The sequence below is a fragment of the Bacillus sp. AFS053548 genome (genome assembly GCF_002575105.1).
GTDB lineage: Bacteria > Bacillota > Bacilli > Bacillales > Bacillaceae_G > Gottfriedia.
Window position 1 is genome coordinate 70,272 of the sequence record NZ_NUHI01000006.1, and the last position, 20,903, is coordinate 91,174.

Sequence of the window (20,903 nt, forward strand, 5' to 3'; positions counted from 1 at the left end):
TTTATGAGCAAATAATAAAAGTTACTTAAGAAAGTTTTCAAGGAAGAAGAATATATTCAGCACATAAAAAACATCGTCTTAGAGGCGCATTGTTGGTAAAAAAATGTAATTATTATCTGAGATTCTATTTCTCTTAGCAAAGGAATATCAAATATTAAAATAGAAAGAAATGAAAAATTATTGGAAGGAGAGGGAGATGGGAAATGGAAAGGTCTTAAAGAGAATGATTCTTTGGCACGCTATATACGTCATATTAGCTTTGATCGGATTCTATCCATCAATGGCAACTGGATTCTATTTCGATGGCGCTACTATAACGATGCCTATTTATTTCGCTTACTATTCATATCCATGCTTTATTCTAACATTTGTACTACTCGCAGTAATCTCATGGATATGCTTTGGACTTGGTAAATATAAGATTATCAGATGGTTAAATGTAATACCTTTCTTTTGGATTTTCTGGGGGATCTTCTGGATTGTTTTTTTAGAATTAAACAATAAATAACAAAATGGGGAATCAGAATGAAAAAAGTTATTTTGATAGCTTGTCTGTATCTTCCCTTTTTATTATTATTAGAGCCTTATACAGGGGGAGTATTTGATTTGCACTTCAATAAGAAAAATGCAGCAGGTTTAGCAAGCTCTGATAAAATCATCCGCTCCCAAGAGATTGGAGATGGTCGAGAGGTCATATTGTATAAGTTTAAATTAAAATATAGACCTGAAGAGGGTGGAGAGAATGAAGGGTTTGGTGTTGCTTTAATCAAAAAAAAGCAGGGTTTTCTGTATCAGTTTGATAGTGCCAGCTCTCCTTTTGTGATTAATAAGGATTGTCCTTTCGTATACAGCGGTTACGTAGATAGTAAAGAGCAATATATATTTGCCATCCAGACCGCTAAATCTTCTCAAATTCAATATATCGCTATTGCCAATCAATCGAAACATGATCAGTTCTCGCTGGGTGAAGCTAGGGCTAATCATGATGACTATAAAGTTATGGAAGTGAAAGATCATTACGCATTATTGGTATTTAAGTCATTCTTAGACGACCGGAACTAATATTCGATAGTAAAGGAAATTTGGTAGCAGAGCAAAGAGGCGATGACATTGCTAGATACGTAAATAAACCGAATAAATCTAAAAACAAAGTTGTGATGGAGAATAATTGAATAACGACAAATAGTTTCGATCAAATTATTGCATATATTAATGGAAACAGAATTTTTTGGGAGGGTGAGCAAAAAGGGAATTTTGATATCTACATGTACGATTTAAGTACTAAACATGAGACGCTATAGTCCGGCATCTTTTTAGGATGCCGGACAAAGAATCCTCCAGCAAGGGATTCTCTTTTTGGGGTTAATTTATATTTTAGGCAAAGACAAACAAGCTTATAAAAAGAGAGAAACTCACAGAATAAGTTTCTCAAAAAAATAGGTGATATTGGTAAAAAATTAAAACAAGAAATGTAATATTCTAATATAAAAATTAATATTAATTGTTTTAGTCATACGCCTTTTTTAGAAATTTTTCCACGCATTAAACAACTAAAGCATGCGTTAGCCAAACATGAATCCTCAGATTCACAACAGTGAATGGGAGTTTTTAATGCACTTCCATGGTAGTTGAAGAAACATCTATAAAATTCTCACCATTTCAAAATGTTCCACTGTTGGAAATGGGTCGTAAAAATGATGAAGTTGCTTTTTCCAATCTTGGTATTCACAAGATTGCCTAAAACCAATTGTATGGTCCTCCAATGTCTCCCACTGCACCAGTAATAAATACTTCCCTTTTACTTCCATGCATTGTTGTAATTCATGTGATACGTACCCTTTCATGGAAGAAATAATTTTTGATGCACCTCGAAAAGCTTCTTCATATTGTTCTTCCATACCTTCCTTAACATATAGCATAACAGCTTCCAATATCATTACATCACCCCAATTATTTAGATTCAAAGTATATTATTCAACAAATTTTACTATTCACCTTTAAGTATCCTTATTCCAATATCCTGCCATTTACTTTAATAAAAATAAGCCACAACAGTGGCTCGTGATCTTCAACTAATGCATGCAATAATTTATTACATGATCGACGATTTGTCGGTGAAGAACTGCAAACATTTTGATTATTTTATTGATAAAGCTTGTTTTGTATCCAAATTTTTCCTTCAACCTATTTTATAGACATAAAGATTGTGTGGACTAACATAATCTAAATATAAACTATAAAGGATGTGGAAGGTTAAAATGGATGCAACCTTAAGTATAATTCCAATCATTATGTTGCTTTTTTACGTAGCAATTCCTGTATGTCTTATAATAGTAATCTACTACTTCTATAAACTATTTAAAATCCGAAACGAGGAATTAAAGAAGCAAAATGAACTATTAAATCGGATTGTAAATGTACTAGAGAGGTCATAGACTTTTGCAATACATATGTTTTAAAAGAACTTAGTCTGATGATGGCTAAGTTTTTTTTAATCTAATAAAATTGAAAAAAAATAAAAAAACTAGTGGACATGCTGTAACGAAAAGAAAAAACTTTCATATTAATAAAATATATAGACAAGCCTTTAATATGTTACTCCTAAGAGGAATTATGTCTAATAATAAGAAAAGGTGATAGTATGAGACATCCAAGACCGCCAAGACATCATTTTCCACCAATACCTCCTGGCGAAAGTTTTGCATTTGTTACGAATAGTGGTGGAACAGTTTCCGTTATAAAAGAAGGTACAATTGTAACTTTTCCATCATTTCAGTATTTAGGTGAAGGAATTACAATTGATCAAGCAAATGATCGACTAACAGTTGAGGTACCAGGTAATTATTTTATTACTTACACAGTGAATTTAAATGCACTATTAGACGTATCTACAAGACTATTAGTAAATGGTAGACCTATAAATGCATCAGCAATCGTAAATGAAGTGAATAGATCCATTTACGGTAGCCAATTGATCTTACCATTAGACGCTGGAGATACAATTTCACTTCAATTGTTTGACTTTGTTGGAGATGTTAAGTTGTTACAAGGCGCTGGGGCAACAATCAATCTATTCAGAGTTCATTAGTACAAGATTTAATCATTACTCCTCAAAAAATTCCCTATTCTGTTACAAAAATGCACTGCTTTTAAAAAGTAGTGCATTTTTTAATAAGTTAAAATCATAAAGTAATAAAGGTGAATCTAGTAATAACCACGAAAGTACATATCGTAAAGTATAAAATTAACAAGGGAGAATGATCTATGAGTAAAAAAGAGTTTCTATTAGATCAATTAGAAGTCTGCCGAAATGTTGAAAGTTGGATTCAGCCTTTAAGTGTTGCATTGGAGAATTTAAGTTTAGATGATATAAGTTGGAGACAAAATGATTTTACTCATACGATTGGTGAAATCGTATACCATCTGTATTTCTATAATGAACGGTGGTTGAGAAGATTTAAAGGAGAAATACCAACTGAAGTAATTGAAAGTAATGCCTCAACTTTTCGGGAAATAGAAAATTTAACAAAAGAAGATTGGCAGGCGCTTGTTAAACGGTTAGATGAAAATTTAGCGAATTGGCAGCAAGCTATAAAAGAAGCAGATGAATCCAGGCTTTATGAACAAATTCCAAATTTTCCAGTAGATGCAATTTGGTGGGGAGCATTATCTAATCTATGTACTCATAATGCTTATCATATCGGGCAAATCCTCTACATACGAAAAGCACAAGGTTCATGGGTATCAAAAGAAGAGTAGGAAGCTAATATGGATAATAAACAGACAAATCATTAAATAATTAATATTGCCGTATAAGAAATAGTAGGCTATTTTGGAAGAAGTAGGAATTAATGGAAATAGAATTGAAAAAAAGATAAATAAGGGAAATTGGGGAAGAAAAGATGATCACACAAAATGTTAGGGGTTACATTTTGAAAAAGTACAATATAAGCGAAGCGAATTTTTTAGGAAAGGGACAAGAAGCAGAAGTTTACTCTTATGATCAAAAAAGAGTCTTAAAATTATATAAACCAACCGCCTATTCAAAGCTAGAAATATTAAAGCAATTTTATGAGTCAATGAACTCTAGTGATGCAAATTTTGAATTACCAAAAATTCACGAGATTATAAAAGAGAAGGACGTTGTTTTAACGATTGAAAAACGAATTGAAGGTAGAAATATTCAAAAGGATTTATCAAATTATGATGAGCAAGAATTAGATCTATTCTTTGAAAACTATCTATCTACAATATTAAGTATTCAAAGGATTGAATTAGAAAAACAATTTAAAGGTATCAAATTATTAAGTGATTATGATGAAATTTCTTCAAAGGACTGGAACGATTTTTTAAAACAATCGTTACTAAGAAAGAATACAGAAGTAGATCATTATTTGAGAAGAGATGTATTAGATTACGAAGTGAAATTAAAACGATTAATGGATGCATTTTCGGTTGGATATGAAGGGGAATATGCATTAGTACATGGTGATTATTATCCATCAAATCTATTAGTAAATGCAGATGGACAAATTAATGGTGTAATTGATTTCGGATTAATGACGTTATATGGAGACCCATTATTTGATGTTGCATTAAGCTGGATTTTATTTGATTTATATGATGAATTGGGTGAAACAAAGCTAGAAAAATATTTAAATAAAGTAGTTAATCGATTAGGCGAAGAGGTTAGAATTACAATACATTTGTACGTTCTCTTTTATAGTATCTATTCGGCAAATTTCTTTTCGGAAACTTGCAGTGATGGACACTACCAATGGAGTGTTCGTAATTTAAATAACGAAAAGTTTTGGGCTGCACTAGAAAATTAATGAAAATATGAAACTAGTAATAAAAAAATGCTCACTATTAAATAGTAAGCATTTTTTTGTTTATTTATTTACTTCTGATTTAACTAAACCAGCTACAAGTATATAACGCTGTGGTGCATGTCCAATAAAATTAAACGGATAACAAGTGCTTACCGTTAAAGTTGGTCTTGGTTTTGGGATAATAACAGTGCGATCATCTTTATCAACGATGCGAATCTTATGAACTTTGTAAGTAAATGTACCAGCCGAAGTTTTAACTATTAACGGATCGCCCACTTTTACTTTGCCAAGCTCACGGAATACAGTATCTCGATGTCCAGCAAGAACACTATTATCTCGTTCACCTGGCATCACAGATTTAGCATAATGACCTATTCCTTTTGCAAGCTCATCCTCATCTGTCCCGTGGAAGATTGGTAGAGTTGCAGAAATTCGAGGAATCGTTAATGTACCCATTTCATCGCCAAATTTAGGATAAGTCTTGTAAAGCGGTTCGTCTCTTTTAATTTGCTTCAATTTAGTTGCTGTTTCTGTTTTGATTTCTTTTTTGAAATCATCCTTAGACTGTTTGTACAGCACATAGGTTTTGATTAAAGAATAAGCATTTGTTGTAGCAAAAAATAATCCGACAATAAAAAGGAGTGCTGAAAAAATAAGTATAACTTTTCGTTTACGATTCATAGCTTATCGTTTAACAATTACCTTTTTACGTAAAACAACAGCAGCTAACATCATTACCATACCAACCATTGTCAATTCAGTTGTATGAGTTGCAGTAGTTGGAAGTTTACCGCCATTTTCCGTTCTTACTGTAACAGTTGATTTAGTTGGTTTTGGGTTTTTAATTGCTTTTTGAGTATCTTTAACGATATCTACTATTTCGTCATCACCAATAAGTTCATCTGGTGAAAATAAAGCGTCTAATAATAGATTACCAGCGTTATCATAAATCTCTAAATATACTTTTATATTTTCCATAGAATCCATAGAATCATCCATAGTAAGTAATTTAGCAAAAGTTAAAGGAGTTTTAACGCCATTTTGTTCAATTGCAACTTTAATATCAATTTTTAAAGTAGATTGAAGCTCTTTTACGATATTCATTAATTCTACTTTTAATTCAGCTGGTAATTCTTCTGGAGCAGTCTCAGTATCCATTGAGAAAAATTCAGGATAATTTTCTTCTAAAGCAGATGCACGTTCTCCTAATGCTTCTAATTTTGCTTCAACAGCAGGGTCGTCATTCACAACTTTTTCTATATAAGCAGATAGGTTAGTAATTTCTGCTTGAGTAATTCCAAACTCAGTAAGAGCACTAGAAATATCATCCATAGAAGGGAAATCATCTTCGCTACCGCTACCTGACTCATCTTCATCTAAATAAATTAAGTTTTCGATATCAGAAGTAAAATAATACGTATCTAGTAATGATGCATTTTTGTCCATATCATCATAGTAAACTGCTAGATCGATAATTTCATCTTCAGTGTAACCGTACTCATCTAAAAGATCGTCTAAAGTTTTTTGTGTAAGTCTTTCACCTAAAGTATCTTTCAACTCATCAACTGAATCGAAATCAGAGATCGACTCACCGTAGTAAGAATTTAAATAATCCTCTAATTGTTGTTGAGTTAGGTCGATACTAACTAAATAAGATTTTAATTCATTTGCATTTGGTGCTGCATATGCAGTTACACCTGGTAATACTAATGCTGCAGATAAAACGACTGAAGCTAATACCTTTTTCATATTGTTTCCCCCTTAGTACATTCCCTAAATGTAAATGTGATTAGATCGGTTTTATGAATGATTCAAAGGTAATAAAGGTATGAGGGCATAAGAAAGCCGATTATTTAAAATTGCTCAATAATCGGCGCCAGAAAAATAAAATTATTCTGATTCTTTAGGAGCTCGAACGACAGATTCGAATTTTCCTTTATGAGTACCGTCACAATATGGTAATTTACTTGACATGCCGCAGCGGCATAATGAGAAAGCTGCTTTTTGCGGATATGTATTCCCTTCAGCATCAACTAACTCAACCGTGCCAGTGACACGTAAAGGACCATTATCTAAAACCTTAATTTGAACATCAGACATATTAATTTTCCTCCTACACATCTTAGAATTATTATATATTACATTTATGTTAAAATAAATGGGGTAATTTAATAAAGTATTAATTTTTAACATGAAATTAGCATGGATTTATTATAAAATGAAAAGGTTGTTTTTTTTTATCCTAAAAAATATTAAAGATAAACTAAGAAAAATTTAAGTTAAGGAGTGACAATTCATGATTCGAATAGCAAAAAAAGAAGATGCCAAACAAATTGTCCCTCTAATTGTACAAGCGATTGAAGATATTGTATTTATGTTAACAGGGACATCATCATACGAACAAGCAACCCCAATTTTAGAATATTATGTTCAATCTGAACAAAATCGACTAAGTTACCATAATTGCTTAGTTAAAGAAATTGAAGGAAAAGTAGTAGGAGTGATTGTAGCCTACCATTCCATGGAACTATCAGTACTTGATCGTGAAATGCTTGAAATAATAAGTCGTAATTTAAATATTCAAAATGTAAAAGTAGATAAGGAAGCAGATGATGAAGATTTTTATATTGATACATTGTCAGTGCATCCAGATTATCAAGGCAAAGGAATTGGAACTGAATTATTAGAAGGATTACTTTCTTTTGCCAAAAACAAAGGGATTTCACGAGTTTCATTAAATGTAGATCAAGACAAACCTTCTGCTCGCCGACTATATGAAAAAGTGGGATTTAAATATGAGAAAGTTAGATTTATTATGAATCATTCATACGATTATTTAGTGTTCCCAATAAATGAAAAAATATTCGAAACAAAAGTCGTTTAAGATGCATCCTTTCGATTGTTTAAGTTAAAATTAAGTTTGAACAATAGGAGGGATACATATGAATTTTTTTACATTTGCAAATCCAACAGAATTAATATTTGGTAAAGATAGTGTACAAAAGTTAAAAGAAAAGGCTGCTAGCTTTGGAAAGAATGTTTTACTTGTATACGGTGGTGGAAGTATTAAGAGAAATGGCCTATACGATCAAATAGTAGGCATTCTTAAAGAAGCTGATAAAACAGTTTATGAACTAAGCGGAGTTGAACCAAATCCGAAATTATCAACAGTTCATAAAGGTATACAAATTTGTAAAGACGAAAATATTGACTTTGTTTTAGCTGTTGGTGGTGGTTCTGTAATCGACTGTACAAAAGCTATCGCAGTTGGAGCGAAATTTGATGGTGAGATTTGGGATGTTATTACTCGTAAAGCATTCCCAACAGATGCATTAAAATTTGGAACAGTATTAACGCTTGCAGCAACGGGTTCAGAAATGAACGCTGGGTCAGTTATTACAAATTGGGAAACAAATGAAAAATTAGGTTGGGGAAGTAAATTTAGTTACCCAACGTTTTCAATTCTAGATCCTCAAAATACGTTTACAGTTCCTCGTGATCAAACAGTTTACGGATCAGTGGATATAATGTCACATGTTATTGAGTCATATTTCCACCATGGAACGAATACAAAAATTCAAGATCGTTTCTGTGAGGGGATTTTAAAAACAGTAATTGAAACTGCTCCAATCGCAGTAGAGAAATTGGATGATTATGAAGCGCGTGAAACGCTATTATATAGTGGTACGATGGCATTAAATGGGATCTTAAGTATGGGTGTCCAAGGTGATTGGGCTACACATAATATTGAACATGCAGTTTCTGCAGTAACAGATATTCCACACGGCGGAGGATTAGCCATTATTTTCCCTCATTGGATGGAATATGTAATGAGCGAAAATGTTGATCGTTTCTGTCAATTTGCAGATAGAGTATTTGATATTAGGCAAGAATCAATGTCAAAAGAAGAATGGGCATTAGCTGGTATTAAAGCTTTACGTACATTCTGGAACCAGATAGGTGCGCCAAGTCGTTTAAGTGAGTACGGTATTACAAAAGAGCAACTACCTGAAATGGCTGCTAAAACGGTTAAATACGGTCCATTCGGTTACTTCAAAAAATTAGATCAAGAAGATGCATTGAAAATTTTAGAGGCAGCTCTTTAAGAATAAAAACTGGACAGAGAAATAACTCTGTCCAGTTTTTATATTGAATGATGGTTAACGCCAATATTATTTAAAAAAGATGAAACAATAGAATAGTAATCATCTTTGTTTTCATTTAAACTCATAGCGTGAGCACCATTTTCAGCAATGAATAGTTCTCTCTTATTTTGATTTTTCGCTTCAAATAATTTAAGTGTATGTGTAAATGGAATATAAGGATCTGGTTTACTATGAACAAATAAAACGGGATTTTTAATATTATGTGTTGCCAGTAAAGGGGAAATATCTTTAATGAAAAATCCATTCCGAAGCTTTAACCAAATGCTAGAAACTGGAAGGATTGCCCATTTAGGAAGTTTATAATCCATTTTCAAACGATATGTAAGCTGTTCCTCAAATGTAGAGAACGCACAGTCTGAAATATAGAAGGCTGCAGAATCCTCAACAAAACCAGCATATTGTAACATTGTGCAAGCTCCCATTGACTCCCCATGAATGCCAAGAACAATCTCACCTTTTAAATCCTTTAAATATTGAACCACAGTTTGTAAGTCATATTTCTCATAATATCCGTAGCTAGTTGTTTGTCCACCTGACTCCCCATGTCGCCTATGATCATAAGTAAGTACATTAAAACCAAGCTTTAAAAATAGCTCAGCATATTTAATAGAGTTATTCTTATTAACCGTTATACCATGTGTAATAATAACCCAATTATTTGTATCAAAGGCCTCAAACAAGTATCCCTTTAATTCATACCCATAACGAGATTGAATAGAAAAGGGTTGTTTTTGAACAGAACGATACAATCCTTCATCAAATCGGAAATTTTCCAACTCGCGCTGATAAATAAACTCAAGTGAATTTGTTTTCATAAACAAAACTTGCTGCGTAAAATAATAGCCAACTCCAATAAAATAAATGAGAAAAAGAACAGCTACAACAAGCCAAATCATCATAATAGAACCATCACTCTCTATCCAAAAAGAATATCAAGAATTGTAGTTAACTCACCACGGGTTTTACCTTCTAAAATTGAAGGATTATAAACCTCAACAAAACCACAATTTAAACAAGAAACAAATAAAAAATGATTATAATCAATATCAAGTAGCTTACTTAAACCTGAACCAGACATTGATACTTCTTTAGTTTTAGCGTGTGTATGTTTACATTTCGAACAAACAAATTTATCCTTTAACAATTCTTCTGCTCTAGCCATAAAAAACCCTCCTTTTTAGTAAAGTGTATCATAGGAAAAAGAAAATTTATTAAATGGATTTTGACAATTAAATCAAAAATGATAAGTTTGAAAATTGATCATTGATCGCTTAATGTTCATAAAAAATCCTCCCATGATATAACAGATTCATGAGTAATGGAGTTTGATTACCCATAAGCTGTCTATGAGGAAGTAAAAAGGGAAGATATACTTTGGACAATCCTTCTTTTTACTAACTGAGTATCTTTGAATGATACAAATATCAGCAAATTTTGTTTTTGTAATAGATATCAAATTATTACAAGGGGAATCGATATGAGCGTTAAATTTTTTTCACTATCGCCAACAGCTTTTCAAGTGTTGAAAGCAGGAGAATCGCATCCTAAAAAAGTAAAGCGAATTGTGTATGGACAAGCAACATGATGCAATGGTGTAGCAACGCTTTATTTTACAGACAATGGGTTAGCCACTGGTAATCCATTGTTAACAGCGATCGACTATGCAGTGGCAAGTGTATATTCTACAAACGTTAATATAAATGCAAGACCGAGAGAAGAATGTCGCTGGAAAAAATGTAATTTGCACTTGTTAAGAATGGTTTTGTAAAGGCTCTAAGTGGGAAATGTTGTGTGTCAAATAGATTCAATTAATTTAAGATGTTTAAAAGTAGAGATTCAAATGAATATATTTTAGGGGACAACTAGACAAGAGATTATAATTTATGATAAATTATACAAGAAAAATTCCTTTAAAAACTACATATTTTAAATCGATGAAAAGGAAAGTAGTTTTTGCTATATTCGATAGCGAGCTAGGGACGGTGGAAGCCTAGTGATGAAGCATGAATGAAGAACACCTTTGAGTTCTAACCGAACGGGATCTCTTAAGTAGGCTTAGACGTTACCAGCACGTTATTAACTGGGATAAGCAGTGTTAGCTTTAAAGTTGGTCATATTATGACAATTTGGGTGGTACCGCGGAAGTTAGTCTTTCGTCCCTTTTATAGGGATAGAAGGCTTTTTTTATTGGAAAATTAACATAAGGAGGCTAATTATGATAAAGACTGTAGTAAAAGATTTATACAGAAATCAAGAAAATTTTAAAGACAAAACCGTTCAAATTTCAGGATGGATTCGAACTCTTCGTGATTCTAAAACAATTGGTTTTATGGAGTTAAACGACGGTACATTCTTTAAGAGTGTACAAATAGTATTTGAGGACAATCTTGATAATTTCAAAGAAATTACGAAGTTACCGATTAGCTCTACTGTTTTAATAGAAGGTGAATTTATTCCAACTCCGGAAATGAAACAACCTTTTGAAATTAAGGCAACAAAAATTGTGATTGAAGGATTATCAGATACAGATTATCCATTACAAAAAAAGAGACATTCTCTTGAATATTTAAGAACAATAGCACATTTACGTCCAAGAACGAATGCATATTCAGCGGTTTTCAGAGTAAGATCACTTGCATCATATGCCATTCATAAATTCTTTCAAGAAAAAGGATATGTTTATGTACATACACCGATTATTACTGGAAGTGACACAGAAGGCGCAGGAGAGATGTTCCGTGTGACTACAATGGATCTGAACCAAGTTCCAAAAGCTGAAGGTGGAAAAGTGGATGACGGCGCGGATTTCTTCGGCAAAGAAACTAACTTAACTGTAAGTGGACAATTAAATGGTGAAGCTTATGCCCTTGCTTTCCGTAATGTGTATACATTTGGTCCGACTTTTAGAGCAGAAAATTCAAATACTGCACGACATGCCGCAGAATTCTGGATGATTGAGCCGGAAGTTGCTTTTGCAGAACTACCAGATATCATGGATCTTGGTGAAGACATGGTTAAGTTTGTAATTAATTACGTATTTGAACATGCACCTGAAGAAATGGACTTCTTTAATAGCTTTATTGATAAAACACTTATTGAAAGATTAAAGAATGCATTAGAATCTGACTTTGGTAGAGTTACTTATACTGAAGCTGTTGAATTATTACAGAACTCTGGTAAAAAGTTTGACTACCCAGTAGAATGGGGAACAGATTTACAAACTGAACATGAACGTTACTTAAGTGAGGAAATTTACAAGCGTCCAGTATACGTAACTGACTATCCGAAAGAAATTAAAGCATTTTATATGAGAGCGAATGAGGATGGCAAAACAGTAGCTGCGACCGACTTATTAGTTCCTGGTATTGGCGAATTAATCGGAGGAAGTCAACGTGAAGAAAGAGAAGACGTCCTTGTAGAGCGAATCAAAGAACTTGGTATGAATGAAGAAGATTACTGGTGGTATCTAGAGCTTAGAAAATACGGCGGTACAAAACATTCTGGTTATGGAATTGGATTTGAGCGACTTGTTATGTATTTAACAGGAATGAAAAACATCCGTGATGTAATACCATTCCCACGTACACCAGGAAATGCAGATTTTTAATATAAAAATGAACAATAGGATGCTGCGGCATCCTATTGTTTTTATGAAGAACCAAAAGAATCTGAGTTTTAGCATTTGAAAAAAGAGAAATAGTAGTTTTATAATAAAAGCAAAGATGAAATACTTCTCTTTCTACTATAAATTAATGATAAAATAATGGAAATGGAAGGTGAAATAAAATGAAAAAAAGAAAACCACAGCAGCCTGTAAAACCGGCGTATGAACAGAAGGAAAAAATATCATTAGGATCATTAATGAATGAAGAAATTCTTCAAAAATTAAAAAATACAAAAAAACAATTGCAAGAAAATGAAACGAAGATAAAGGAGGAAGAAGAAGCACGTATTCGTGAAGAAAAGAGATTACGTGAGAAAAATAAATCATTCGAAGAGTTATTAAACGAGAGCAATATCTCTTGGAAGGACTTTAAATAAGACGCGAAATGACGTCTTATTTTTTTTTTGCATGTGTAAAAAATTAATTTAATCATTTTTTTTATAAGAAATTTCACATTGTGAAATTTTTTGATTGTTCAAAATTTTATAATTTTTTATAGTAAAATTAAGTTAAACAAAAGGTAGTAGGTGGTGTAAATAATTTAAGATCGTGAAATCGTTCTTTTTGAAAGCGCTTTAAAAATTTTCCGAATTCGATTTAAAAAAAATGTTCAAAAAATTACATATCGGAGTGGAGGAATTATTAAATGGGTATTCGTACAGGAGCGCAATATATTGATGGACTAAGATCTAAGAAGCCAGAAGTATGGCTAGGTGGAGAAAAGGTAGAAGATATCGTAAACCATCCAGTTTTCAAACAACCGATTCTAGAGATTGCAAAATTATATGATATGCAGTTCGATCCAGCTTATCAAGACAAAATCACACATATTTGTGAAGAAACTGGTGAGCGAATTTCTAATGCATTTTTAGTGCCTAAGTCATCTGAAGATATTAAAAAGCGTGGAGATTTGTTCGAAGCATATGCAAAGTCAACATTTGGTTTAATGGGAAGAACACCAGATTTCTTGAACATTGTTTTAACTTCAATGGCAAGTAATTCATGGTTTTTAGATAAATATAATCCAGAGTGGTCAAAAAATGTCCAAAATTATTTCAAATTTGTTCGTGATAACGACATCTTCTTAACGCACGCAATTATTAACCCACAAAATGATCGTAGCAAGCCATCTTATGAACAAAAAGATTTATTTACTCATTTAGGTGCTGTTGAAGAAACGGTTGATGGATTAGTCGTTAGAGGGGCTAAAATGCTTGCAACATTAGCACCAATTACAGATGAAGTCATTATTTATTCATTCCCTGGATTCCACGAAGGTGATGAGCGATATGCTTTAGCATTTGCACTTCCGATTGACACGCCGGGATTAAAGATTTTATGTAGAGAGCAAATGCAAGATGGTAAAAGATCATTTTTTGATCATCCATTAGCATCTAGATTCGAAGAAATGGATGCTGTCCTTGTATTTGAAGATGTGTTAATTCCTTGGAATCGTGTATTTATTCATAATAATGTTGAAGCTGCAAATAATCTATATCCAAAAACAGGTATTGCACAACAGCCTGCTCACCAGTCTGGCGTAAGAGGCTACGTAAAATTAGCTTTTGCAGTAGAGGTAGCATGCAGGTTAGCTGATTCAATTGGAGTAGATGTTTATTTAAATGTCCAAAATGACTTAGGTGAATTACTACAATCAGTTGAAACAATTCGTGCTTTACTTCGAGTTTCCGAAATAGAGTATGAGACATTACCTTCAGGCGAAGTAAGACCGGCATGGGAACCACTTGAGACGATTCGTGGCTTGCTTCCAACTATGTACCCAAGAGCAATTGAAGTGATTCAAACAATTGGTGCAGGTGGCTTATTAATGTCACCAACAGAAGCAGACTTTGAACATCCTGAGCTAAGAGATGCTATGGATAAATACTATGTTGGACGTGAAGGGGTATCCTCTTTAGACCGAGTTCAATTATTCAAACTTGCATGGGATTTATGTGGAGAAGCTTTTGGACAAAGAGCACTTCAATATGAAAGATATTATACTGGTGATCCAATTCGAAAAAGAGCCATTTACTATAACCAAATGAAACGTAAGAAAACGTTTAGTATGGTGGACGATGCATTAAACGGAGCAAAAAACTTAAAAGGAGTATCGACTAATCTAGCGAATTCTAAAGTTAACTGATTAATTTTAGAAAGCAGGGATTTTATGAGATTTTTTAGCATCAAAGAGGAGGGGATCTAATGATCTCTTCAGTTCAAAAGATTTCTAGAATATTAGATTGCTTTACAGAAGAAGAACCAGTCCTAGGAAATTTAGCAATAGCTGAAAAGTTAAATATGAATGCAAGCTCGGTCCATCATTTAGTTCGAACGCTTTGTGCTGAAGGGATTTTAATTCAGGATAGTAAGAAAAAGTATCGACTTGGTTGGAAGCTGCTTGAATGGAGTAATCACGTTATGTATCAACAAGACATATATAGTGAAGCCATTCCATTATTAGAAAATTTACTGAAAAATTATGATAGTACCGTTCATATCGGAATGTTTGATAAAGGGGACGTAAGATTTGTCTTAAAAGTTTCCTCTAAACATTCGATACCTGTCCCAACATTTATAGGAGCTAAACGGCCTGCATATTGTACGAGTACCGGTAAAATTCTACTATCATATAATCCAGCATACTTAAAAACAACGATTGAAAAAGGCTTTAAAGCTTATACAACAAATACAATTACGACTATTGATGCATTAAAAAAAGAGATGACTGCGATTAAAGAGAATGGCTATAGCATTAGTAACAATGAAAATGATCTAGGATTATTCGGAATTGCAGCGCCAATTCAAACATATACTGGTCAAACTTTTGCAGCATTAAATATGGTTGGACCAGTTTCGTATATGATGAGCCAAGACATTGGTCGAATGATTCAGGATGTTGTGAAAACTGCTAAAACAGTCTCAAATCAGCTTGGTTATATTAATGCGTAATGATAGCGCTTACTTAAGTTCAAATAAAAATGAATTAATTGGAGGATTAGAGATGAATCTTAAAAGTCGAGTTTTTAATATTTTCAAATTGATTGAGGATAATAAAGAGCTATTAAAACCACCAGTTAATAATAAAGTTATTTGGGAAGATTCAGAGTATGCTGCAATGATTATTGGAGGACCAAATAAACGTAGAGACTTCCATATCGACCCTGCAGATGAATTTTTCTTTCAAATTAAAGGCAATTGCTATGTTGAGTGTATTACACCGGATGGTAAGCGTGAAGTTGTAACAATTGGAGAAGGTGAAATTTTTATGCTTCCTTCTTTTGTTCCACATTCACCTCATAGAGTAAAAGATTCATATGGAATTGTGCTTGAACGAAAAAGAGCAGAAGGTGAATTAGAAAGCTTTGTTTGGTTCTGTGATGAGTGTAATGAAGAGATGCATAAAACGACAGTTCAATTAACGGATATTGGTACGCAAGTAAAAGAAGCGATTGAACAATTTAATGCTAGCCTTGAATTAAGAACATGTAAAAACTGTGGTCATGTCATGAAAGAGGAAGCGGATGAATGGGTATGCGTATAGACTTTCATACACACATAATTCCTGAGGATTTACCGAATTTTTTTGAAAAATACGGTCATGAAAGATGGCCAATTTTACAACCGACATGTTCATGTGGTGCCAATATTATGGTTGCTGGAAAAGTATTTAGAGAAGTAACTGATCAAGTTTGGAGTCCCGAAAAAAGAATTGAGGACATGAATAATGAAGATGTAACAATGCAAGTGCTGTCGCCAATTCCAGTTACCTTTTCGTATTGGGCACCAGCTCCAGCTGCATTGGAAATGGCTCAAATTCAAAATGATTTCATTGCAAATACAGTTAAAAAGAATCCTTCAAAGTTTATTGGATTAGGGACAGTACCAATGCAGAACGCTGAAATAGCTATTCAAGAAATGGATCGCTGTATTCATACACTTGGATTAAGTGGACTGGAAATTGGTACAAATGTAAATGGAACAAATTTAGATAGTGACGAGTTTAGTCCATTTTTTGAAATGGCTGAAAAATGGAATGTCCCATTGTTTATTCATCCGTGGGAAATATTAGCGAAGGATCGTACACCCGATCATAACTTTATGTACACGGTTGGAATGCCGAGTGAAACAGCTTTAGCTGCTGCTAGTTTAACATTTGGTGGAGTGATTGAAAAATATCCAAAATTAAAGATTTGTTTTGCACATGGCGGAGGTTCATTCCCATTTATTCTACCTAGATTAGATCAAGGATGGAAGGTATGGCCTCATTTGCGTAAAACTGCCTATCCACCAAGTCATTATGTAAGTAATTTCTATTTTGATTCTCTTCACTATGATCCTATTAATATTCAATTTTTAATTAACCGATTTGGCTATGACAAAATTGTGATGGGCTCGGATTATCCTTTCTTATTGAGAGAAACGCCACCTGGAAGAGTGATTAATCAAATGGATATTAATAAAGAAATGAAAGAAGCGATTTTAGGAAAAAATGCCCTGAAATTTTTAAATATTAAGGAGGCAGATTTAGTTCATGGAAAACAAAGTATTGACTCCAGAAGATAGATTAATAAGTTTAGGTTATGCACTTAAACCAATAAGACAGGCTTCAGGTAATTATGTAAAGTCTGTTCGTACAGGTAATTTACTATTTACATCTGGTCAAGGTGTAGATGAATACCATGGCAAAGTTGGACGAGAGTTGACGCTAGAGGAAGGATATGCTGCTTCTAGAGAGTCAATGTTAAATTTAATTAGTGTATTAAAGTACGAATTAGGTGAACTTTCGAAAGTAAAACGAATTGTCAAAATCTTAGGCTTTGTAAATAGTACAGAAGATTTCTATGATCATCCGAAAGTGATGAACGGAGCTTCTGACCTTTTAGTAGAAGTGTTTGGTGAAAGAGGCAAACATGCTAGATCAGCTGTTGGGATGGCACAGCTTCCACATAATACAGCGATCGAAATTGAAATGGTTGTAGAAATAGAGGATTGAAAAATTTGGTGACACTCGTGTCACCTTTTATTCTATTAGAATGGTAGGTGTCTATTATGCAAGTTACAGAGAAGAAAAATAAAACATTACCGATTGATTGTAAGCATTTTATTGATGGACAATCGATTCCTTCTTTTAATCAAAAAACTTTTTTAAATATTAATCCTGCGACTGAAGAAGTGTTAGGTTCTGTTTCTGAAGGCGGCGAGTTAGAAATTGATTTAGCAGTAAAAGCAGCAAAACGAGCATTAAAAGGTGAGTGGAAACAATTTACTAGCAATCAAAGAGCAGCAGTATTAAGAAAAATTGGCGAAGGAATATTAGCTCGAAAGGAAGAATTAGCGGCTTTAGAGGCAATGGACACTGGAAAGCCATATGATCTTGCTTTAGAAGTTGATATTACTAGATCGGCTCACAATTTTTATTTTTTCGCTGATTATATTACAACGTTAAGCTCTGAATCTCATATGCAAGATCAAACTGCCTTACATTATACATATCGTAGGCCTGTTGGTGTCGTCGGAATGATTAACCCATGGAATCTACCTTTATTACTATTAACATGGAAGCTTGCACCTTGTTTAGCGGCTGGCAATACAGCGGTTATGAAGCCCGCAGAATGGACACCAATGACAGCTACAGTCTTAGCTGAAATTTGTAAAGATGCAGGCGTACCTGACGGTGTTGTGAATGTTGTACACGGATTTGGAGCAAATGCGGCAGGCTCAGCTTTAACAGAACACAGCGATGTTGATGCCATCACATTTACTGGTGAAACAAAAACAGGTTCAGCAATAATGAAGGCGGCAGCTCCAACGTTAAAAAAATTATCGTTTGAGCTTGGTGGAAAAAATCCAAACATTATCTTTGCTGATTCTGATTTAGACGAAGTGATTGAAACAACTTTAAAATCATCTTTTATGAATCAAGGAGAAGTTTGTTTATGTGGATCTAGAATTTATGTTCAGAGATCAATCTTTGATGAATTTATTGATAAATTTGTCGCAAAAACAAAGGAATTAAAAATTGGCGATCCGTTTGAAGAAGGTACAAAAGTCGGTGCGGTAATTAGTAAAGAACATTACGAAAAAGTATTATCTTATATCGAGATTGCAAAAGAAGAAGGCGGAACTATTTTAACGGGTGGCAGTAGACCAGCATCAATTGAAAAAGGATGCTTTATCTCACCGACAATCATTACAGGATTAAACAGTGATTCTAGATGTGTAAGAGAAGAAATATTTGGTCCAGTCGTAACAGTTATGCCTTTTGATTCGGAAGAAGAAGTGATTGAATGGGCAAATGACACTCATTATGGTTTAGGAGCTACAATTTGGACAAATGATTTACGCAGAGCCCACCGTGTTGCTCATCAAATTGAGGCAGGAATTATTTGGGTTAACACTTGGTATTTAAGAGATTTACGAACACCATTTGGAGGTATGAAGCAAAGCGGTTTAGGTCGTGAAGGTGGAATTCATAGCTTTGAGTTTTATAGTGAATTATCGAATATCACGATTAAATTATAAGCATAAAAAGGGGGCAAAAGAAAGTGAAGATTACTAGTGTAGACGAGCTAACGATTCTGCTACAAGAAGCAGAAGAGAGTGGAGCTAGTATAAAAGCTTTAACTGAGATTTTTCCTGGATTAACTGAAAGAGAAGCCTATCAAATTCAATTAACAAATATCGAAGGAAAATTGAAAAAAGGGCAGAAAATTATTGGGAAAAAAATTGGATTAACTTCGATTGCCATGCAGGAGTTATTAGGGGTAGATGAACCAGATTATGGTCACTTACTAACAGATATGAATATTCCTAATTTCGGTGAAGTGCAAGTTGCAAATATGATTTTACCAAAAGTAGAAGCTGAAATTGCATTTGTCTTAAAAAAGGATTTAATCGGTCCAAATATTACATTTGAGGATGTAGTTAATGCAACAGATTATATTGTGCCAGCAATAGAGGTAGTTGATAGTAGAATCGAAAACTGGAAAATTCGATTAGAGGATACAGTTGCCGATAATGCATCATCATGCTTATTTGTTCTTGGCAATGAGCGTTTCGATGTAAAGGAAATTGACTTACCGAATGTTACGATGGAATTATATCGTAACGAAGAATTGATGAATTCAGGTAAGGGAGAAGCAGTGTTAGGAAACCCAATTCATTGTGTAGCATGGTTAGCAAATAAATTAAGTGAATTTGGAATCTCTCTAAATGCAGGAGAAATTATTTTATCAGGAGCTTTATCAGCTGCAATTAATGCAAATGCTGGGGACTTATTTACTGCGAAGTTTCCATTATTAGGTGAAGTCTCGATTTCATTTAAATAAATGAGGTGGTAATTATGAATAAATTAAAAGTTGGGATCATTGGTTCGGGGAATATTGGAACAGATTTAATGATGAAATTACAGAATAATCCATTTCTAGAATTAACAACGATGATTGGAATTGATCCAGAATCTGATGGGTTAAATCGTGCAAAAGAATTAGGAATTGAAGTAATCGATAATGGAATTCAAGGATTCATTGAACGAAAAGAACTGGCTGATTTATTGTTTGATGCAACTTCCGCAAAAGCTCATTTTCATCATGCAAAAGTACTTGGTGAATTAAAGAAGCGCGTGATCGATTTAACGCCAGCGGCAATTGGGCCATTTGTCGTACCACCTGTAAATTTAGGTTCACATATAGTCCAAAGCAATGTCAATTTAATAACATGTGGTGGGCAAGCAACAATCCCAATCGTTCATGCGGTAGGTCAAATTGCAGAAGTTGAGTACGCAGAAATTGTTGCTACAATTAGCTCAAGAAGTGCCGGTCCTGGTACACGTGCTAATATCGATGAGTTTACTGTAACAACGGCTCGAGGACTTGAAGAAATTGGTGGAGCTAAAAAAGGAAAAGCGATTATTATTTTAAATCCGGCAGAACCACCAATTATGATGAGAGATACAGTTTATTGTAAAGTTACGAATGAAGATTTTAACCATGAAAGCATGATTCATTCCATTAAACAAATGGTCAAAAAAGTTCAAGCGTATGTGCCAGGATACCGTTTAAGAATGGATCCAATCATAGAAGATTCAACTGTAACTGTTTATTTAGAAGTTCAAGGATCAGGGGACTACTTACCTAGCTATGCTGGAAACTTAGATATTATGACTGCATCAGCAGTAAAAGTAGCTGAAGAGATTGCACAATATGAAGTTGTAAAAACTGTTTAAAAAAGTGCCTAAAG

Annotated in this window: 23 protein-coding genes and 1 other annotated feature; of the genes, 17 read left to right on the forward strand and 6 right to left on the reverse strand. The window is 33.5% G+C overall.

Annotation, left to right across the window (positions count from 1 at the left end; all coding sequences use genetic code 11):
• Window positions 1–196: 196 nt before the first annotated feature.
• Together CN946_RS04115 and CN946_RS04120 are read left to right on the forward strand one after the other, a co-directional pair.
• A complete protein-coding gene (locus CN946_RS04115; protein ID WP_098860017.1) occupies window positions 197–508 on the forward strand; it encodes a hypothetical protein in 312 nt (103 codons plus the stop codon).
• Window positions 509–525: 17 nt separating this feature from the next.
• Window positions 526–1,062 (forward strand): hypothetical protein, encoded by a 537-nt coding sequence (locus tag CN946_RS04120; RefSeq protein WP_098860018.1) that lies wholly within the window; start codon window positions 526–528, stop codon window positions 1,060–1,062.
• 578 nt (window positions 1,063–1,640) lie between these two features.
• Here CN946_RS04120 and CN946_RS04125 read toward each other — a convergent pair.
• The gene (locus tag CN946_RS04125) at window positions 1,641–1,937 is read right to left on the reverse strand and encodes an antibiotic biosynthesis monooxygenase family protein (RefSeq protein ID WP_098860019.1); all 297 of its coding nucleotides are present in this window, start codon (window positions 1,935–1,937) and stop codon (window positions 1,641–1,643) included.
• 704 nt (window positions 1,938–2,641) lie between these two features.
• Between CN946_RS04125 and CN946_RS04130 the strand changes: the two genes are divergently transcribed.
• From CN946_RS04130 to CN946_RS04140, 3 genes are all read left to right on the forward strand, one after another.
• Entirely contained in the window at window positions 2,642–3,088 is a 447-nt protein-coding gene (locus CN946_RS04130) for a BclA C-terminal domain-containing protein (protein WP_098860020.1), read from the forward strand.
• A 176-nt stretch (window positions 3,089–3,264) separates the two neighbouring features.
• Window positions 3,265–3,759 carry a DinB family protein gene (locus tag CN946_RS04135; RefSeq protein ID WP_098860021.1) on the forward strand — a complete coding sequence of 165 codons (495 nt, stop codon included), beginning with the start codon at window positions 3,265–3,267 and terminating at the stop codon, window positions 3,757–3,759.
• A gap of 173 nt (window positions 3,760–3,932) precedes the next feature.
• Window positions 3,933–4,832: an aminoglycoside phosphotransferase family protein gene (locus CN946_RS04140; protein WP_176547200.1), complete on the forward strand. Its 900-nt coding sequence runs from the start codon at window positions 3,933–3,935 to the stop codon at window positions 4,830–4,832.
• A gap of 60 nt (window positions 4,833–4,892) precedes the next feature.
• Here CN946_RS04140 and CN946_RS04145 read toward each other — a convergent pair whose 3' ends face one another.
• From CN946_RS04145 to CN946_RS04155, 3 genes are all read right to left on the reverse strand, one after another.
• Window positions 4,893–5,513, reverse strand: a complete 621-nt coding sequence (locus CN946_RS04145) for a class D sortase (protein WP_098860023.1) — start codon at window positions 5,511–5,513, stop codon at window positions 4,893–4,895.
• Window positions 5,514–5,516: 3 nt separating this feature from the next.
• Window positions 5,517–6,581: a processed acidic surface protein gene (locus CN946_RS04150; protein ID WP_098860024.1), complete on the reverse strand. Its 1,065-nt coding sequence runs from the start codon at window positions 6,579–6,581 to the stop codon at window positions 5,517–5,519.
• 141 nt (window positions 6,582–6,722) lie between these two features.
• On the reverse strand, window positions 6,723–6,932 hold the full coding sequence (locus CN946_RS04155; RefSeq protein ID WP_069033382.1) for a CDGSH iron-sulfur domain-containing protein: 210 nt from the start codon (window positions 6,930–6,932) through the stop codon (window positions 6,723–6,725).
• A 196-nt stretch (window positions 6,933–7,128) separates the two neighbouring features.
• Between CN946_RS04155 and CN946_RS04160 the strand changes: the two genes are divergently transcribed.
• Both CN946_RS04160 and CN946_RS04165 read left to right on the forward strand, forming a co-directional pair.
• The gene (locus CN946_RS04160; RefSeq protein ID WP_098860025.1) at window positions 7,129–7,716 is read left to right on the forward strand and encodes a GNAT family N-acetyltransferase; all 588 of its coding nucleotides are present in this window, start codon (window positions 7,129–7,131) and stop codon (window positions 7,714–7,716) included.
• Between the two features lie 58 nt (window positions 7,717–7,774).
• A complete protein-coding gene (locus CN946_RS04165; RefSeq protein ID WP_098429306.1) occupies window positions 7,775–8,938 on the forward strand; it encodes an iron-containing alcohol dehydrogenase in 1,164 nt (387 codons plus the stop codon).
• A 38-nt stretch (window positions 8,939–8,976) separates the two neighbouring features.
• On the opposite strand, the gene CN946_RS04170 is transcribed toward CN946_RS04165, so the two are convergent.
• Together CN946_RS04170 and CN946_RS04175 are read right to left on the reverse strand one after the other, a co-directional pair.
• Complete coding sequence (locus CN946_RS04170; protein WP_098860026.1) at window positions 8,977–9,897, reverse strand: alpha/beta hydrolase; 921 nt, start codon at window positions 9,895–9,897, stop codon at window positions 8,977–8,979.
• Window positions 9,898–9,914: 17 nt separating this feature from the next.
• Window positions 9,915–10,160 carry a zinc ribbon domain-containing protein gene (locus CN946_RS04175; protein WP_097974694.1) on the reverse strand — a complete coding sequence of 82 codons (246 nt, stop codon included), beginning with the start codon at window positions 10,158–10,160 and terminating at the stop codon, window positions 9,915–9,917.
• 763 nt (window positions 10,161–10,923) lie between these two features.
• Window positions 10,924–11,162, forward strand: a binding site (T-box leader).
• Window positions 11,163–11,213: 51 nt separating this feature from the next.
• Between CN946_RS04175 and asnS the strand changes: the two genes are divergently transcribed.
• The 10 genes from asnS (at window position 11,214) to CN946_RS04230 (ending at window position 20,889) form a co-directional block, all read left to right on the forward strand.
• Window positions 11,214–12,605, forward strand: coding sequence for an asparagine--tRNA ligase (gene asnS, locus CN946_RS04185; RefSeq protein ID WP_098860027.1), 1,392 nt, complete (start codon window positions 11,214–11,216; stop codon window positions 12,603–12,605).
• A 179-nt stretch (window positions 12,606–12,784) separates the two neighbouring features.
• Window positions 12,785–13,039 (forward strand): YqkE family protein, encoded by a 255-nt coding sequence (locus CN946_RS04190; RefSeq protein WP_098429303.1) that lies wholly within the window; start codon window positions 12,785–12,787, stop codon window positions 13,037–13,039.
• Window positions 13,040–13,308: 269 nt separating this feature from the next.
• The gene (locus CN946_RS04195; protein ID WP_098860028.1) at window positions 13,309–14,808 is read left to right on the forward strand and encodes a 4-hydroxyphenylacetate 3-hydroxylase family protein; all 1,500 of its coding nucleotides are present in this window, start codon (window positions 13,309–13,311) and stop codon (window positions 14,806–14,808) included.
• Between the two features lie 59 nt (window positions 14,809–14,867).
• A complete protein-coding gene (locus CN946_RS04200) occupies window positions 14,868–15,614 on the forward strand; it encodes an IclR family transcriptional regulator (protein WP_098860029.1) in 747 nt (248 codons plus the stop codon).
• Between the two features lie 52 nt (window positions 15,615–15,666).
• Entirely contained in the window at window positions 15,667–16,206 is a 540-nt protein-coding gene (locus CN946_RS04205; RefSeq protein WP_098860121.1) for a 3-hydroxyanthranilate 3,4-dioxygenase, read from the forward strand.
• Window positions 16,191–17,228, forward strand: a complete 1,038-nt coding sequence (locus tag CN946_RS04210; protein ID WP_176547201.1) for an amidohydrolase family protein — start codon at window positions 16,191–16,193, stop codon at window positions 17,226–17,228. The genes CN946_RS04205 and CN946_RS04210 overlap by 16 nt, the downstream gene beginning before the upstream one ends.
• Entirely contained in the window at window positions 17,197–17,658 is a 462-nt protein-coding gene (locus CN946_RS04215) for a RidA family protein (RefSeq protein WP_098860030.1), read from the forward strand. The genes CN946_RS04210 and CN946_RS04215 overlap by 32 nt, the downstream gene beginning before the upstream one ends.
• A gap of 56 nt (window positions 17,659–17,714) precedes the next feature.
• On the forward strand, window positions 17,715–19,187 hold the full coding sequence (locus CN946_RS04220) for an aldehyde dehydrogenase (RefSeq protein WP_098860031.1): 1,473 nt from the start codon (window positions 17,715–17,717) through the stop codon (window positions 19,185–19,187).
• Between the two features lie 29 nt (window positions 19,188–19,216).
• Window positions 19,217–19,993 carry a 2-keto-4-pentenoate hydratase gene (locus CN946_RS04225; protein WP_483295369.1) on the forward strand — a complete coding sequence of 259 codons (777 nt, stop codon included), beginning with the start codon at window positions 19,217–19,219 and terminating at the stop codon, window positions 19,991–19,993.
• Window positions 19,994–20,007: 14 nt separating this feature from the next.
• The gene (locus tag CN946_RS04230; protein WP_098860033.1) at window positions 20,008–20,889 is read left to right on the forward strand and encodes an acetaldehyde dehydrogenase (acetylating); all 882 of its coding nucleotides are present in this window, start codon (window positions 20,008–20,010) and stop codon (window positions 20,887–20,889) included.
• Window positions 20,890–20,903 lie beyond the last annotated feature (14 nt).

Coding starts and splice junctions, on each gene's coding strand:
- CN946_RS04215 (WP_098860030.1), top strand. CDS start 17,197: ATGGAAAACAAAGTATTGACTCCAGAAGATAGATTAATAAGTTTAGGT.
- CN946_RS04145 (WP_098860023.1), bottom strand. CDS start 5,513: ATGAATCGTAAACGAAAAGTTATACTTATTTTTTCAGCACTCCTTTTT.
- CN946_RS04125 (WP_098860019.1), bottom strand. CDS start 1,937: ATGATATTGGAAGCTGTTATGCTATATGTTAAGGAAGGTATGGAAGAA.
- CN946_RS04130 (WP_098860020.1), top strand. CDS start 2,642: ATGAGACATCCAAGACCGCCAAGACATCATTTTCCACCAATACCTCCT.
- CN946_RS04175 (WP_097974694.1), bottom strand. CDS start 10,160: ATGGCTAGAGCAGAAGAATTGTTAAAGGATAAATTTGTTTGTTCGAAA.
- CN946_RS04170 (WP_098860026.1), bottom strand. CDS start 9,897: ATGATGATTTGGCTTGTTGTAGCTGTTCTTTTTCTCATTTATTTTATT.
- CN946_RS04115 (WP_098860017.1), top strand. CDS start 197: ATGGGAAATGGAAAGGTCTTAAAGAGAATGATTCTTTGGCACGCTATA.
- CN946_RS04200 (WP_098860029.1), top strand. CDS start 14,868: ATGATCTCTTCAGTTCAAAAGATTTCTAGAATATTAGATTGCTTTACA.
- CN946_RS04120 (WP_098860018.1), top strand. CDS start 526: ATGAAAAAAGTTATTTTGATAGCTTGTCTGTATCTTCCCTTTTTATTA.
- CN946_RS04210 (WP_176547201.1), top strand. CDS start 16,191: ATGGGTATGCGTATAGACTTTCATACACACATAATTCCTGAGGATTTA.
- CN946_RS04205 (WP_098860121.1), top strand. CDS start 15,667: ATGAATCTTAAAAGTCGAGTTTTTAATATTTTCAAATTGATTGAGGAT.
- CN946_RS04230 (WP_098860033.1), top strand. CDS start 20,008: ATGAATAAATTAAAAGTTGGGATCATTGGTTCGGGGAATATTGGAACA.
- CN946_RS04150 (WP_098860024.1), bottom strand. CDS start 6,581: ATGAAAAAGGTATTAGCTTCAGTCGTTTTATCTGCAGCATTAGTATTA.
- CN946_RS04160 (WP_098860025.1), top strand. CDS start 7,129: ATGATTCGAATAGCAAAAAAAGAAGATGCCAAACAAATTGTCCCTCTA.
- CN946_RS04195 (WP_098860028.1), top strand. CDS start 13,309: ATGGGTATTCGTACAGGAGCGCAATATATTGATGGACTAAGATCTAAG.
- CN946_RS04155 (WP_069033382.1), bottom strand. CDS start 6,932: ATGTCTGATGTTCAAATTAAGGTTTTAGATAATGGTCCTTTACGTGTC.
- asnS (WP_098860027.1), top strand. CDS start 11,214: ATGATAAAGACTGTAGTAAAAGATTTATACAGAAATCAAGAAAATTTT.
- CN946_RS04135 (WP_098860021.1), top strand. CDS start 3,265: ATGAGTAAAAAAGAGTTTCTATTAGATCAATTAGAAGTCTGCCGAAAT.
- CN946_RS04190 (WP_098429303.1), top strand. CDS start 12,785: ATGAAAAAAAGAAAACCACAGCAGCCTGTAAAACCGGCGTATGAACAG.
- CN946_RS04220 (WP_098860031.1), top strand. CDS start 17,715: ATGCAAGTTACAGAGAAGAAAAATAAAACATTACCGATTGATTGTAAG.
- CN946_RS04165 (WP_098429306.1), top strand. CDS start 7,775: ATGAATTTTTTTACATTTGCAAATCCAACAGAATTAATATTTGGTAAA.